The following is a 14259-nucleotide window of genomic DNA, read 5'->3' as shown; positions in this document are numbered from 1 at the left end:
CTGAGAAGGGGGGCCAGGGCGGCGCTCCTCTTCCTTCTCCCCTTGTGGGAGAAGGTGGCACGGCCAAAGGCCGTCACGGATGAGGGGTTACTGGGCTCGGAGTTTGTGGATACCCCTCACCCGGCCGCGCTAACGCGCGTCCACCCTCTCCCACAAGGGGAGAGGGAAGGAAGAAAGTCTAATGCCCGGGCGGCCGGGCCAGCGGCACGTCGGTCTCGCGACCGATCCGCTCCAGCACGACCTTAATGACGATGGTGACCAGCGCCACGGCGGTCAGCACGGTCGCTGCGGCAAAGGCGCCGGCGACGTTGTAGTCCTGATACAACAGCTCGATCTGCAGCGGCAGCGTGGTTGTCTGGCCGCGGATGTTGCCGGAGACCACCGAGACCGCGCCGAATTCGCCCATCACCCGCGCATTGCACAGGATCGCGCCGTACAACATCGCCCAGCGCACATTCGGCAGCGTGACCCGCCAGAACGTCGCAAAGCCGGAAGCGCCGAGCGTCACCGCGGCCTCTTCCTCGTCGGTGCCCTGCACCTGCATCAAGGGGATCAGTTCGCGCGCCACGAAGGGCGCGGTGACGAACATCGAGGCCAGCACGATCGCCGGCAGTGCGAACATTACCTTCAGCCCGAAATAATCCAGCACCGGTCCGAACAGGCCCTGTGAGCCATAGACGAACAGGTAGGCCACGCCGGCCACGATCGGCGAGATCGAGTAGGGCAGTTCGATCAGCGCGATCAGCAGCGTGCGGCCGGGAAACACAAATTTTGTCACGGTCCACGCGGCGGCAAGGCCGAACAGGATGTTCATCGGCACGGCGATCAGCGCGGTGATCACCGTCAGCCAGATCGCGTGCTGGGTGCCGGGATCGGACAGGCTGCGGACGAACACGCCGACGCCCTGCGACAGCGCCGAGGAGACGATCAGTGCCAGCGGCGCCACCAGGAACAGCAGCGTCACGACGGTGACGATGCCGAGCACGACGCGGCGCGCCACCGGGCCGGCGCCGACCGGCGTCACCCTCCATTCGGTATGGGCGCGTTCCGAGACCGGCTTTTCCATCATGCGTCTCCCCGGCCGAGATAGCGCAGGTGCCAGGCCTGCACCGCATTGGTGATGATCAGCATGGTGAAGGCCATCAGCAGCATCACCACCGCGATGGCGGCGGCAGCCTCGTAATTGTATTCCTCCAGCCGGATGAAGGTGAGCAGCGCCACGATCTCGGTTTTCATCGGCTGGTTGCCGGCGATGAAGATCACCGCGCCGAATTCGCCGAGGCTGCGCGCAAACGACAGCGAGCAGCCGGCGAGAAACGCCGGGAAGATCGCCGGGAAAATCACCCGCCACAGGATCTGGAAGTCGTTGGCGCCGAGCGAGCGGCCGGCTTCCTCGACGTCGGAGCCGAGATCCTCGATCACCGGCTGTACCGTCCGCACCACGAAGGGAATGCTGGTGAAGGCCATCGCGATCGCGATGCCGAGCGGCGTATAGGCAACCTGCAGGCCCAGCGCATCGAGCGGCGCGCCGAACCAGCCGTTCTTCGAGAACAGCGCGGTCAGCGCCAGGCCAGCTACCGCCGTCGGCAGCGCGAACGGCACATCGACCAGCGCGTCGAGCAGCCGTTTGCCGGGAAATTCATAGCGCGCCAGCACCCAGGCCAGCAGCAGGCCGTAGACCGCATTGAACGCGGTGGCCGCCAGCGCCATCGTTACCGTGACCCGCAGCGCCGACAATGTGCGCGGTGAAGACATGATGCCCCAGAATTGCGCCAGCCCGACATCGGACGCCTTCAGGATCAGCGCGCACAGCGGCAGCAGCACGATCGCGCCGAGATAGAGGAAGGTGATGCCGAGCGCGAGCCCGAACCCTGGAATGACGCTACGTCGCAATGTGGGGAGGCCCTGTGGGTGAGAGGCGATGCAGCGTTTTCTTAACAGCAGTCGCAGGGTGGGCAAAGGCGCGCTGCGCCGTGCCCACCTCTGTTGTCATGATCGCGTAGGGTGGGCACGCTTCGCTTTGCCCACCCTACGCGATCATCGCTGGCGGTCACTTTCCGCCGAACAACAGATCCAGCTTCGCGCCGGCATTGAGATGCTCGGCATTGAGCTTGTCCCAGCCGCCGAATTCCTCTTCGACGCGGTACAGCTTGACGTCCGGGAACTTGTCCTTGTTCTTCGCCATCACGGCCTGATCGGCGACGCGGTTATAGCCCTTCAGCTCGATCGCCTGGCCTTCCGGCGAATACAGGAATTCGAGATAGGCGGTGGCGAGCGCGCGGGTGCCATGCTTGTCGGCATATTTGTCGACCACGGTGACCGGGAACTCCGCCAGCAGGCTGGTCGGCGGCACCACGACCTCAAACTTGTCCTTGCCTCCGGCATCTTTTCCAGAGAGATCGCGGATCGAGGAGGTTTCGGCCTCGAAGGTGATCAGCACGTCGCCGGTGCCGCGCTCAACGAAAGTGGTGGTCGCAGCCCGGCCGCCGGTGTCGAACACCGGCACGTTGGCGAACAGCTGCTTGATGAAGGCGTCGGCCTTGGCCTCGTCGTTAAACGTATGCTTGGCATAGGCATAGGCGGCCAGATAGGTGTAGCGCGCATTGCCGGAAGTCTTCGGGTTCGGGAAGATCACCTGCACGCCGGGCTTCACCAGATCGCCCCAGTCCTTGATGCCCTTGGGATTGCCCGCGCGCACCAGAAACGCCGGCAACGAGTAGTAGGGCGAGGAATTGTTCGGTAGCCGGGTCGCCCAGTCCTTCGGGATCAGCTTGCCCTTGTCGTACAGCACCTGCACGTCCGTCACCTGGTTGAAGGTGACGACGTCGGCCTCGAGGCCTTCCAGGATCGAGCGCGCCTGCCGCGACGAGCCGTTGTGCGACTGGTTGACCGTGATGTCCTGGCCGGTCTTGGCCTTCCAATGCTTGATGAAGGCCGTGTTGATCTCGGCGTAGAGCTCGCGCGCAATGTCGTAGGAGACATTCAGCAACGTGGTCGGCGCCTGCGCCCGGGCGGGGGCAACCGAGGCGGCGACGATGCTGACCGTGGCGGCGAGGGCGATGGCAAAACGGTTCACGAGGGATCCCCTTGTTGACGGCTGGGTGGGACCATTTGTCCCGGCCCGGATTGACGCGGCAGTTGGCTGAATCGTTGCATCGCAAGAGGTCCGTTCGCGCAGTCGCCAAGCCCGGCGATTGCGCTCGAGAATAAAACACCTGCTGCGCTTGGCGATTGAAGGCAAAAATTCTATAGTGCGGACGCGCCGAAGTAGAAATATAATTCTCTTTGCGTGGCCTGATCGATGGATATATAGAAAATAATTCCAGTCAACCCCGGAATCGGGGCAGCGGAGCGTCGATGCGATTTCTTCCGGTATTCCTCGATATGCAGGCCGGGCCGATCCTGTTGGTGGGCGCGGGTGAACTCGTGCGCGCCAAGCTGCGGCTGCTGCTGGCCGCCGGCGCCCGGATCCGCTGGTACGCGATCGACGGCAACCGCGACACCGCCGGGCTCGACGGCGTCGACCGTATCGAATTCGCCGACGGCGATCCGCTCGACGCCGACCTGTCGGGCCTGGTTGCCATCCTGTGCGCCGGGGCGGGCGCCGTGGGGGAGGCGATGTCTGCCCGGGCCAAGGCGATCGGCCTGCCGGTCAATGTGATGGACGATCTGGCCAATTCCACCTTCATCTTCCCGGCGATCGTCGACCGCGGCGATGTGGTGGTGGCGATCGGCACCGGCGGCTCCTCGCCCGTGGTGGCGCGCCGGGTCCGCGAAAGCATCGAGGCGCTGCTGCCGGCCAGGATCGGCGATCTGGCCTCCTTCATCGGCCGCTGGCGCAAGCCGATGTCGGCGCATCTCGCGGACATGTCGCTGCGCCGACGGTTCTGGGAGCGCATCGTCGATGGACCGATCGGCGCACTGGTGCTGGCCGGCAAGTCGCAGGAGGCGGAAGCCGCGCTGCAGGGGATCAAGGACCCGGTCGGCTATGCCGGCACCACCGTCACCGCAGCGACGCAGGGCCATGTCACTTTGGTCGGCGCCGGGCCGGGCGATCCCGATCTCCTCACCATCAAGGCGCTGCGCGCGCTGCAGGATGCCGACGTGGTGTTCTACGACGAACTGGTCTCGGCCGAAATTCTCGACCGCATCCGCCGCGACGCCTCGCGCATTCCGGTCGGCCGCCGCGTCGGCAAGCCCGGCATCGGCCAGGACGCCGTCAATAAATTGCTGATCGAGGCCGGCCGCGCCGGCCAGCGCGCGGTTCGGCTGAAGGGCGGCGACTGTTTCATCTTCGGCCGCGGCGGCGAGGAGATCGTGGCGCTGCGCGAGGCGGGCGTTGCCTTCTCCGTGATCCCCGGCATCACCGCCGGGCTCGGCGGCGCCGCGCAGTACGAAGTGCCGCTGACTTTCCGCCACGAGGCGCTGCGTCTGACCTTCCTCACCGCGCACAAGGCGCGTGACGCGGAAACCGTCGACTGGGGCGCGCTGACCGACGAGAAGATGACGGTCGTGGTCTATATGGGCATGACCGCCGCGCCCTCGGTGCGCGCCGGGTTGCTCGCCGCCGGCCGCTCGCCGCAGACGCCGGTCGGTGTATTCGCGCGCGTGACGCGGCCGGAATCGCAGGCCGCCGTCGGCACGCTGGAAAATCTGGTGTCGCTGGTCGCGCAGATTGATTCCGGTCCGGCCATCCTGATCATCGGCGATGTCGTGGCACATTCCGCGCCGTGGCGCGCCTCCGACCTCCCGCAACAGATTTCCGAACTTCTGGTAGCTGCCGAATGACCTCTCCGCTGCAACAAAAGATCAAGATCACCGGACCTTCTGTCGTCACCGCCAACCGCGCCGCGGATGGCGTGGTGATCTGGCGCAACGCCGCTTGCGGCTGGAGCACCGACCTGTCCGATGCCGTCGTGGTGCGTACCGCCGATGAGGCGCGCGCGCTGCTCACCGAATCCGCCGCCGACGATGTCGGCGCCATCGGCCCCTACATCGCGCCGGTCGTGCTCGACGCCCACGGCGCCATTGGCCCCGGCAATCTGCGCGAACAGATACGCTCGGTAGGCGTCACCATCGACCTGCCGGTTCCGGCGTAAGGCTATCGTATCATGTACACGTATGACGAAATCGACCGCACGCTGATCAACGAGCGCGTCTCCGAATTCCGCGACCAGGTGAAACGCCGGTTGGCCGGCGAACTCACCGAAGACGAGTTCAAGATGCTGCGCCTGATGAACGGCGTCTATCTGCAGCTGCACGCCTATATGTTCCGCGTGGCGATCCCTTATGGCACGCTGTCGTCGGCGCAGCTGCGCAAGATGGCGCATGTGGCCAGGCGCTACGACCGCGGCTACGGCCACTTCACCACGCGGCAGAACATCCAGTTCAACTGGATCGCTTTGTCCGACCTGCCGGACGCGCTGGAAGATCTGGCCTCGGTCGGCATCCACGCGATGCAGACCTCGGGCAATTGCACGCGCAACATCACCACCGATCAATGGGCCGGCGTAGCACCCGGCGAGGTCGAAGACCCGCGGATCTGGTGCGAATTGCTGCGGCAATATTCCACCATGCATCCGGAATTCTCGTTCCTGCCGCGCAAGTTCAAGTTTGCCATCACAGCATCCGCGCATGATCGCGCGGCGATCAAGGTTCACGACATCGGCCTGCGGCTGCACAGGAACGACGCCGGCGAGACCGGCTTCGAGGTGCTGGTCGGCGGCGGTCTCGGCCGCACGCCGTTCATCGGCAAGCCAATCAAACCCTTCGTGCACGGCCGCGATCTGCTCGGCTATGTCGAGGCGATTTTGCGCGTCTACAACCAGTACGGCCGCCGCGACAACATCTACAAGGCGCGCATCAAGATTCTGGTCCATGAGCTCGGCATCGAGAAATTTGCCCGGGAAGTCGAGGACGAATGGCTGGCGATGCGCGACACCGCATTGTCGCTCGACGCGGAAGTTGTCGAGGATATTCGCGCGCGCTTCATCTACCCGCATTACGAGACCCTCACCGACCTGCCGGACGAAGTGCGATCGGCTTCCGCCGATCCGGCGTTCGAAGCCTGGCGGCTCAACTCGGTCGCGCCGCACAGACTGCCCGGCTATTCGATCGTGACGCTATCGCTGAAGCCGATCGGCGGTCCGCCGGGCGACGCCACCGCCGACCAGATGGATGCCATCGCCGATCTCGCCGAAAAATATTCGTTCGGTGAGATCCGGGTCGGCCATGAGCAGAATCTCGCGCTGCCGCATGTCGCGCAGAAGGACCTGCCGGCGCTGTGGAAGGCGCTCGACAAGATCGGCGTCGCCACGCCGAACGTCAATCTGGTCACCGATATCATCGCCTGCCCGGGGCTGGATTACTGCTCGCTCGCCAACACCCGCTCGATCCCGATCGCGCAGGAACTGACGCGGCGCTTCGCCAACCACCACACTGCCAATTTGATCGGCCGGTTGCACGTCAACATTTCCGGCTGCATCAATGCCTGCGGTCATCACCATGTCGGCCATATCGGCATTCTCGGCGTCGAGAAAAACGGCGAGGAATATTACCAGATCACCATCGGCGGCCGCGCCGATGAGCATGCCGTGGTCGGCACGCTGATCGGCCCCGCGGTGCCCTATGCCGAAGTCGCCGATGTGATCGAGGATATCGTCGAGGCCTATCTGGCGCTACGCCAGCGACCGGATGAATTGTTTGTCGAGGCCGTGGCGCGGCTCGGCGTCGAGCCCTTCAAGGAGCGCGTCTATGCCACTCGTTAAGAACGGCACGGTCGCCGCCGACACCTTCATTCACGTCGGTGAAGATCAGGAAATTCCCGTCCACGGCGCGGCGCTGATTCCGGCTTCGCGGTTTCTGGCCGACCCCGAGGCGCTGGTCGCGCGCAACAGCCCGACCGGCGTGATCTGGCCCAACAACCGTGATCTCGACGATCTCGTGCCGTGGCTCGATCGCCTCGCAGTGGTGGCACTGGTGTTTCCGAGCTTTCGCGACGGTCGCGCCTACAGCCAAGCGCGGCTGCTGCGCGAGCGCTACGGCTACAAGGGCGAGATGCGCGCTACCGGGCAGGTGCTGCGCGATCAGTTCGTGTTCATGCTGCGCGCCGGCTTTGATGCTTTCGAGGTCGTCAAGCACGCCGATGCGGAGGCCTTCCTTGCCACCGCCCAGCGCTATACGGTGTTCTATCAGCCGACCGGCGACGGCCGCATCACCGCGCTGCATCGCCGCATGCAGTTGCGGCATTCGGAGAGCGCCAGCTAGGCAGTGGAAGGTGGCACCCGTGCTCGGACATATTGACAGCATATTGTCGCCGTCATTCTGCTAACATTGAAATCTGGTTTCGTTGACTTCGCGTTCCGTCTTGACGAGTCTGGCGCATTCCCGGATGGCGCTTCCGTCGTCTCGCTGATGGAGATCACCATGATCTTGCGTGGTTCATTTCGCCGTTTTATTCCCGCAATTGCCGCGCTGCTGTGTGCCGGCTCGGCTTTAGCCGCGGACGTGTCGCTGCTCAACGTCTCCTACGATCCGACGCGCGAACTCTATGCCGAATTCAACAAGGCCTTTTCCGCCGCCTATCAGAAGGAAACTGGCAAGACCATTGCGATCAGGCAGTCGCACGGCGGCTCCGGTTCCCAGGCGCGCGCCGTGATCGACGGCTTGCAGGCCGATGTGGTAACGCTGGCACTGGCCTATGACATCGACGCCATCGCCGCGAAGAAGATGCTGCCCGCCGAATGGCAGCAGCGGCTGCCGCAGAACGCCTCGCCCTATACATCGACCATCGTGTTCCTGGTGCGCAAGGGCAACCCCAAGGGCATCAAGGACTGGGACGACCTGATCAAGTCCGGCGTCAGCGTGGTCACGCCCAACCCGAAGACCTCCGGCGGCGCGCGCTGGAATTACCTCGCCGCCTGGGGCTTTGCGCTGAAGAAATATGGCTCCGAGGATAAAGCAAAGAAGTTCGTCCGCGACCTCTACCAGAACGTTCCGGTGCTCGACACCGGCGCGCGCGGCTCGACCGTGACGTTCGTCGAGCGTGGCGTCGGTGACGTGCTGCTGGCGTGGGAAAATGAAGCGTTCCTCGCGCAGAAGGAATTTGGTAAGGACAAGTTCGAGATCGTGTCGCCGCCGCTGTCGATCCTAGCCGAGCCGCCGGTGTCGGTGGTTGACGTGGTCGCCGACAAGAAGGGTACCCGCGCCGCCGCGGAGGCCTATCTGAAATACTGGTATACGCGCGAAGGCCAGGAAATCGCCGCGCGCAACTCCTACCGTCCGCGCGACGTGGAGATTGCCAGGGAGTACGAGAAGTCGTTCGCCAAGGTGGAAATGTTCACGATCGACGACGTGTTCGGCGGCTGGACCAAGGCGCAGAGGTCCCATTTCAGCGAAGGCGGCGTGTTCGACCAGATCTACAAGAACTGAGCGAAGCGCAGAAATACAGGGGGACGGGTGAGCGGGGGAATAAGACGACGAAACACGCTGCCGGGGTTCGGCCTGACGATGGGCCTGACGCTGATGTGGCTGTCGATCATCGTGCTGATCCCGCTCGCCGGCCTGTTCCTCAAGACCTTCGAACTGAGCTTCGAGCAATTCTGGGGAATCCTGACCAGCCGTCGCACCATGAACGCCCTGAAGATCTCCTTCGGTCTCGCCTTCCTTGCCGCGCTGGTCAATCTGGTGATGGGCATGGTGATCGTCTGGGCGCTGGTGCGCTACCGCTTTCCCGGCCGCCGGCTGTTCGATGCCATCGTCGATGTTCCCTTCGCGCTGCCGACCGCCGTGGCCGGCGTCGCGCTCACCGCTCTGTTTGCGCAAAAGGGCTGGCTCGGTGCGCCGCTCGCCGAACTCGGCATCAAGGTGGCGTTCACCCCGGTCGGCATCTTCATCGCAATGATATTCATCGGCATCCCCTTCGTCGTGCGAACCGTGCAGCCGGTATTGCTCGATCTCGACAAGGAGATCGAGGAGGCCGCCGCCAGCCTCGGCGCCAATCGCTGGCATACGGTGTTTCGCGTGATCGTGCCCAGTCTGGTGCCGGCGATGCTGACTGGCTTTGCATTGGCCTTCGCGCGCGCGGTCGGCGAATATGGTTCGGTGATTTTCATCGCCGGCAATCTGCCGAACATTTCCGAGATCGCGCCGCTGTTGATCGTGATCCGGCTGTCGGAATACCGCTATGCCGACGCCACCGCGATTGCGGTCGTCATGTTGCTGGCATCTTTCCTCATCATCTTCGCCATCAACCGGATTCAGCGCTGGGCGCAGACCCGCGTGCCGGCCCATTGAGCGCGATGGCAATGACGCAACGCTCCCTCGAGATTCAGGCGCGAGACGACGCGCGGACCGAGCCCGGCTGGATCCGCTGGATCATCATCGCGCTGGCGATCGCCTTCCTGGTGGTGTTCGTGGTGCTGCCGCTGGTGCTGGTATTCAGCCAGGCGTTTTCGCGCGGCATCGGGGCGTATTTTCAGGCGCTGTCCGATCCGGAAGCGTGGTCCGCGATCCGGCTGACGCTGATCGTCGCGGCGATCTCGGTCGGCATCAATCTGGTATTCGGCGTGATGGCCGCCTGGGCCATCGCCAAGTTCGATTTCCGCGGCAAGACCATGCTGATCTCGCTGATCGACCTGCCGTTTTCGGTGAGCCCGGTGATCTCCGGCCTGGTCTTCGTGCTGTTGTTCGGCGCGCAGGGCTTTTTCGGGCCGTGGGTGATGGCTAACAACATCCCGATCCTGTTCGCCGTGCCCGGCATCGCGCTGGCCACCACCTTCGTGACCTTTCCCTTTGTTGCGCGCGCGCTGATTCCGCTGATGCAGGAGCAGGGCACGCAGGAGGAGGAGGCCGCGATTTCGCTCGGCGCCTCCGGGCTGCAGACCTTCTTCCGCGTCACTTTGCCCAATATCAAATGGGGCGTGCTCTATGGCGTGCTGCTATGCAATGCGCGGGCGATGGGCGAGTTCGGCGCGGTGTCGGTAGTGTCCGGCCATATTCGCGGCGAGACCAACACCATGCCGCTGCTGGTGGAAATCCTCTATAATGAATATCAGTTCGTCGCCGCCTTTGCGATCGCATCCTTGCTGGCCATGCTTGCGCTGATCACGCTGGTGGCGAAAACCATTCTGGAACGGCATCTCGACGAGGGACAACCGCGTGGCGATTGAAGTCAAAAACATTGTCAAGAAATACGGCGCCTTCGCCGCGCTCGACAACGTCGATCTGAAGGTCGCCAATGGCGAGCTGCTGGCGCTGCTGGGGCCTTCCGGCTCCGGCAAGACCACGCTGCTGCGGATCATTGCCGGGCTCGACTGGCCGGATTCCGGGGAGGTCTCGTTCGACGGCGAGAATGCGCTGGCGCGCGGCGCCGGTGAGCGCCACGTCGGCTTCGTGTTCCAGCATTATGCGCTGTTCCGCCACATGACGGTATTCGAGAACGTCGCCTTCGGTCTGCGCGTGCAGCCGCGCGCGATCCGCAAGGACGAGGCGGCGATCCGCGCCCGCGTCAAGGAACTGCTCGACCTCGTCCAGCTGGACTGGCTGGCCAGTCGTTATCCCAGCCAGCTCTCCGGCGGCCAGCGCCAGCGCATTGCGCTGGCGCGTGCGCTGGCCATCGAGCCGCGCATCCTGCTGCTCGACGAACCGTTCGGTGCGCTCGATGCCAAGGTGCGCAAGGAACTGCGGCAGTGGCTGCGCACGCTGCACGAGGAGATCAACGTCACGTCGATCTTCGTCACCCACGACCAGGAAGAGGCGCTGGAAGTCGCCAACCGCGTGGTGGTGATGGACAAGGGCCGCATTGAGCAGATCGGCACTCCCGGCGAGGTCTACGACCATCCGGCCACCGCTTTCGTGCATTCCTTTATCGGCGAGTCGATCATGCTGCCGGTCGATGTCAGCGATGGGCAGGTCCGGCTCGGCGACAAGCTCCTGAACGTCGATGCGGGTGGTGTGTCGGGTCCGTCGAAACTGTTCGTGCGCCGTCACGACATGAATGTCGGGCCGGTCGGCGAAGCCGCCACCGATGGCGCGCTGGAAGGCACGGTGCGGCGCGTCCGCACCTTCGGCCCGATCCAGCGGGCCGACATTGCGCTGTCCGGCGCCGGTGACACGATGGTCGAGATCGACGCCCCGCGCGACCGCAACCTCGCCACCGGCGACCTCGTCAGCCTGCAACCCCGGCGCTACCGGATTTTTGCCGGCCGCGAGTAGGGCGGCCACGTTCGCCGCCATTCTTCACCTTTCAGCCACGGTTGGTGTGCAACAAACGCCCTCTGTACGGGGGATTGCCGATGATGCGCGTGGCTACAGCCATTCTGGGATTTTTGCTGCTGGGCGGCTGCGCCGCCGACATGGTGGCTCCGGCGCCGGACCAGCCCACGATGTATCTCAGCATGGCCAATGGCGGCGCCAAGCTCGACCCTGTCGCGGCCGCCTCGATGATTTCGCTGTACCGGAAGAACAACGGGCTCGGCCCGGTCACGGTCGATCCGGCGTTGATGGCGCTGGCCGAAGACCAGTCGACCAGCATGGCCAAGAAGAACAAGATGGACCACGACGTGAAAGCGCCACTGGCCAAGCGCCTGAACGCCGGCGGCTATCCGGCGACGCTGGCCGTCGAGAACATCTCCGCCGGCTATCACACCATGGCGGAGGCCTTCTCCGGCTGGCGCGATTCGCCGCCGCACCGCGCCAACATGCTGAAATCCGGTGTCAACAAGATCGGCATTGCTGCGACATATGCGCCGGGCACCAAATACAAGGTGTTCTGGACCATGATCCTGGCCTCGACCGATAGCAAATAAACGCCTGCTGCTTTGCAGCGGCGGCGTTGACGGGGTGATCCGGGGACGCCACGCTGCGGTTCTCTTCATTGCCTCAGGGAATGCCGGGTGCGCGGCCATTTCCTGCAGGCGTCCCACGTCGCAGGAGCATCCCCATGGCTAATCTCACAGGCAAGGTCGCGGTCGTGACCGGCTCGACCAGCGGCATCGGTCTGGCCTATGCGCGCGCCTTTGCCGGCGCCGGCGCCAATATCGTGCTGAACGGCATGGGCACTCCGGAGGAGATCGAGAAGGAACGCGCCTGGATCGAGAAAGACTTCGGCGTCAAGGCGATCCATTCGCCGGCCGACATGACGAAGCCCGCGGAAATCGCCGCGATGGTCGCGCTCGGCGAGAGCAAATTCGGCTCGGTGGATATCCTGGTCAACAATGCCGGCATCCAGTTCGTTTCGCCGATCGAGGATTTCCCGATCGAGAAATGGGACGCGATCATCGCGATCAACCTGACTTCGGCGTTCCACGGCATGCGTGCCGCTATCCCCGGCATGAAGAAGCGCGGCTGGGGACGCATCATCAACACGGCTTCCGCGCATTCACTGGTCGCCTCGCCGTTCAAGTCGGCCTATGTCTCAGCAAAGCACGGCATCGCCGGCCTGACCAAGACCGCCGCGCTGGAACTCGCGACCTTCAAGATCACCTGCAATTGCATCTCGCCGGGCTACGTCTGGACGCCTTTGGTCGAGAAGCAGATCCCCGACACCATGAAGGCCCGCAACCTCACCAAGGAGCAGGTCATCAACGACGTGCTGCTGCAGGCGCAGCCGACCAAGGAATTCGTGACGTCGGAGCAGGTCGCAGCGTTAGCGCTGTTCCTGTGCGGCGACGACGCCGCGCAGATCACCGGCACGAACCTCTCGATCGACGGCGGCTGGACCGCGGCGTAGCAATCTCTGTAGCCCGGATGGAGCGCAGCGAAATCCGGGGAAACCGGTTCGACGGACGAGCCGGACGCGGATTGCGCTTCGCTCCATCCGGGCTACGGCTGGGTTTGCTTCCCGAACGCCAGCACATGCAATCCGAGCCGCGTGCGGACGATCCAGAACAGCAGCACGGTCTCGAAGGTGAGCGCGATCGACGTCGCCGCCGCGGCGCCGTGGCCGCCATAGCGCGGCACCATCAGGATGCACAAAGCGAGGTTCATGGCGAAGGCCAGCGCATAGGCCAGTGCGCAGATGTTCTGGTGGCCGAGCATGTTGAGCAGCCGCTCGACCGGGCCGATTGCCGAGCGCACCACGAGGCCGATCGCGGCGATGAACATGATGTCGTAGCCTGCGACGAAGCTCGGCCCGAACAGCCACAGCAGCGGCTTGCCCAGTGCCAAGAGAACGATGGTCACTGCCAGCGACGGCCAGAACGTCCACTTGATCGCATGCGTCACGTAGGCCGCCAGCCGGTCCTTGTCGCCGGCCTGGTGATATTCGGTGAAGCGGTGCGCGGTGGTGGCCGACATCGCGTAGTGAATGAAAGATACCAGCGCCAGCGTCTTCACGACCGCAAAATACACGCCGACTTCTTCGGAAGAACGGTACTGCTGCAGCACCAGCACGTCGGTGTAAGACAACAATAGATAAAAGCTCTCGACCAGCAGGATCGGCAGCGAGGTCTTTAGCCAGCCGCGGTAATCATAGGCTTTCGGGCCGGGCGCGATATGCGCCGTGAGCCGGCGGTTCAGCACGATCATCTGCCCGATCATCGCCAGCCACACCGCGCCGACGCTGGCCAGCATCGCGATGGTCGCGCCGAGCTGGAAGCCGAGCGCGAAGGCGCCGGCGGTGAAGCCGATGATCAGCGCCTGGCGCACGATGAACTGCGGCATCAGGCCGAGCGTCATCCAGTCGTGCGAGCGCGCAATGCCGTCCTGCGTATTGGCGACGACGAAGGCCGGCAGCGTCAGGCAGCCGAGATACAACGGCACGATGGTATCGGCCGCGATCCACGGTGACAGCAGTTTCACGAGACCCGCGAGGCCGAGCGCGACGATCGCCGACACTGCGCCGGTCATCCAGCGGCTACCGGAGAGGAAGCCGCGCAGCAGGGCCTGGTCGCCGCTGGCGCGATATTCCGGGATGATCTTCTGCGCTGACGCCGCGATGCCGAAATCCATCATCGAGCCGAGCAGCAGGACCCAGGTCCAGACGTAGACGTAGATGCCGTAGTCGGAACCACCCATCCAGCGCGCCAGCAGGATCTGCGAGAAATAGGCGAGCCCGGCCGAGACCACCCGAATGACAAAAATGGTGCCGGCCAGCCGCCGCGTCAGCGCGGCTTCCCCGGCGCCGCCCAGTCTGGCGCGCAGCCGGGCGACGAGGCCTGAGGCAGGCGCGGCGTTTACATCCATGGCAGCCACTGCAGACATCCTGGCCGCGTCCGCGCGGCGATGCTTTTGGGTAGCAAACAGGGGTTAATATCGGGT

At 64.3% G+C, this 14259-nt stretch carries 14 protein-coding genes; 10 read left to right on the top strand and 4 right to left on the bottom strand.

Annotated features, from left to right (window positions below; translation table 11 throughout):
* Nucleotides 1-178: 178 nt before the first annotated feature.
* From cysW (FIU28_RS21670) to FIU28_RS21660, 3 genes are all read right to left on the bottom strand, one after another.
* Complete coding sequence (cysW, locus tag FIU28_RS21670; protein ID WP_441351248.1) at nt 179-1069, bottom strand: sulfate ABC transporter permease subunit CysW; 891 nt, start codon at nt 1067-1069, stop codon at nt 179-181.
* Nucleotides 1066-1893 (bottom strand): sulfate ABC transporter permease subunit CysT, encoded by an 828-nt coding sequence (cysT, locus tag FIU28_RS21665; RefSeq protein ID WP_143575186.1) that lies wholly within the window; start codon nt 1891-1893, stop codon nt 1066-1068. Before cysT (FIU28_RS21665) ends, cysW (FIU28_RS21670) begins: the two co-directional genes overlap by 4 nt.
* Nucleotides 1894-2050: 157 nt before the next feature.
* Nucleotides 2051-3076: a sulfate ABC transporter substrate-binding protein gene (locus FIU28_RS21660; RefSeq protein ID WP_143575185.1), complete on the bottom strand. Its 1026-nt coding sequence runs from the start codon at nt 3074-3076 to the stop codon at nt 2051-2053.
* A 281-nt stretch (nt 3077-3357) separates the two neighbouring features.
* Between FIU28_RS21660 and cysG the strand changes: the two genes are divergently transcribed.
* From cysG to FIU28_RS21610, 10 genes are all read left to right on the top strand, one after another.
* Nucleotides 3358-4788 (top strand): siroheme synthase CysG, encoded by a 1431-nt coding sequence (gene cysG / locus FIU28_RS21655; RefSeq protein WP_143575184.1) that lies wholly within the window; start codon nt 3358-3360, stop codon nt 4786-4788.
* Complete coding sequence (locus FIU28_RS21650) at nt 4785-5099, top strand: DUF2849 domain-containing protein (RefSeq protein ID WP_143575183.1); 315 nt, start codon at nt 4785-4787, stop codon at nt 5097-5099. Before cysG ends, FIU28_RS21650 begins: the two co-directional genes overlap by 4 nt.
* Nucleotides 5100-5111: 12 nt before the next feature.
* A complete protein-coding gene (locus tag FIU28_RS21645) occupies nt 5112-6767 on the top strand; it encodes a nitrite/sulfite reductase (protein WP_143575182.1) in 1656 nt (551 codons plus the stop codon).
* A complete protein-coding gene (locus FIU28_RS21640) occupies nt 6754-7266 on the top strand; it encodes a DUF934 domain-containing protein (protein WP_143575181.1) in 513 nt (170 codons plus the stop codon). Before FIU28_RS21645 ends, FIU28_RS21640 begins: the two co-directional genes overlap by 14 nt.
* A gap of 147 nt (nt 7267-7413) precedes the next feature.
* Complete coding sequence (locus FIU28_RS21635; RefSeq protein WP_143575180.1) at nt 7414-8430, top strand: sulfate ABC transporter substrate-binding protein; 1017 nt, start codon at nt 7414-7416, stop codon at nt 8428-8430.
* Between the two features lie 57 nt (nt 8431-8487).
* Nucleotides 8488-9294, top strand: a complete 807-nt coding sequence (cysT, locus tag FIU28_RS21630; protein WP_143576330.1) for a sulfate ABC transporter permease subunit CysT — start codon at nt 8488-8490, stop codon at nt 9292-9294.
* A gap of 11 nt (nt 9295-9305) precedes the next feature.
* Complete coding sequence (gene cysW / locus FIU28_RS21625; RefSeq protein WP_168203007.1) at nt 9306-10169, top strand: sulfate ABC transporter permease subunit CysW; 864 nt, start codon at nt 9306-9308, stop codon at nt 10167-10169.
* On the top strand, nt 10159-11214 hold the full coding sequence (locus FIU28_RS21620) for a sulfate/molybdate ABC transporter ATP-binding protein (protein WP_143575178.1): 1056 nt from the start codon (nt 10159-10161) through the stop codon (nt 11212-11214). The genes cysW (FIU28_RS21625) and FIU28_RS21620 overlap by 11 nt, the downstream gene beginning before the upstream one ends.
* A gap of 80 nt (nt 11215-11294) precedes the next feature.
* Entirely contained in the window at nt 11295-11807 is a 513-nt protein-coding gene (locus tag FIU28_RS21615; protein ID WP_143575177.1) for a CAP domain-containing protein, read from the top strand.
* 134 nt (nt 11808-11941) lie between these two features.
* On the top strand, nt 11942-12730 hold the full coding sequence (locus FIU28_RS21610) for a 3-hydroxybutyrate dehydrogenase (protein ID WP_143575176.1): 789 nt from the start codon (nt 11942-11944) through the stop codon (nt 12728-12730).
* 92 nt (nt 12731-12822) lie between these two features.
* Here FIU28_RS21610 and FIU28_RS21605 read toward each other — a convergent pair whose 3' ends face one another.
* On the bottom strand, nt 12823-14184 hold the full coding sequence (locus FIU28_RS21605) for a flippase (RefSeq protein WP_210245540.1): 1362 nt from the start codon (nt 14182-14184) through the stop codon (nt 12823-12825).
* Nucleotides 14185-14259: the final 75 nt, after the last annotated feature.

The organism is Tardiphaga sp. vice154 (genome assembly GCF_007018645.1).
In the GTDB taxonomy this organism is placed as follows: Bacteria; Pseudomonadota; Alphaproteobacteria; order Rhizobiales; family Xanthobacteraceae; genus Tardiphaga.
This window is presented reverse-complemented; position numbering and strand designations above follow the sequence as displayed.

Bases quoted from the DNA above. Each gene is read 5' to 3' on its own strand.
- FIU28_RS21610 (WP_143575176.1), top strand. From the start codon at position 11,942: ATGGCTAATCTCACAGGCAAGGTCGCGGTCGTGACCGGCTCGACCAGC.
- FIU28_RS21615 (WP_143575177.1), top strand. From the start codon at position 11,295: ATGATGCGCGTGGCTACAGCCATTCTGGGATTTTTGCTGCTGGGCGGC.
- FIU28_RS21640 (WP_143575181.1), top strand. From the start codon at position 6,754: ATGCCACTCGTTAAGAACGGCACGGTCGCCGCCGACACCTTCATTCAC.
- cysW (WP_168203007.1), top strand. From the start codon at position 9,306: ATGACGCAACGCTCCCTCGAGATTCAGGCGCGAGACGACGCGCGGACC.
- FIU28_RS21650 (WP_143575183.1), top strand. From the start codon at position 4,785: ATGACCTCTCCGCTGCAACAAAAGATCAAGATCACCGGACCTTCTGTC.
- FIU28_RS21645 (WP_143575182.1), top strand. From the start codon at position 5,112: ATGTACACGTATGACGAAATCGACCGCACGCTGATCAACGAGCGCGTC.
- cysG (WP_143575184.1), top strand. From the start codon at position 3,358: ATGCGATTTCTTCCGGTATTCCTCGATATGCAGGCCGGGCCGATCCTG.
- FIU28_RS21605 (WP_210245540.1), bottom strand. From the start codon at position 14,184: ATGGATGTAAACGCCGCGCCTGCCTCAGGCCTCGTCGCCCGGCTGCGC.
- FIU28_RS21635 (WP_143575180.1), top strand. From the start codon at position 7,414: ATGGAGATCACCATGATCTTGCGTGGTTCATTTCGCCGTTTTATTCCC.
- cysW (WP_441351248.1), bottom strand. From the start codon at position 1,069: ATGATGGAAAAGCCGGTCTCGGAACGCGCCCATACCGAATGGAGGGTG.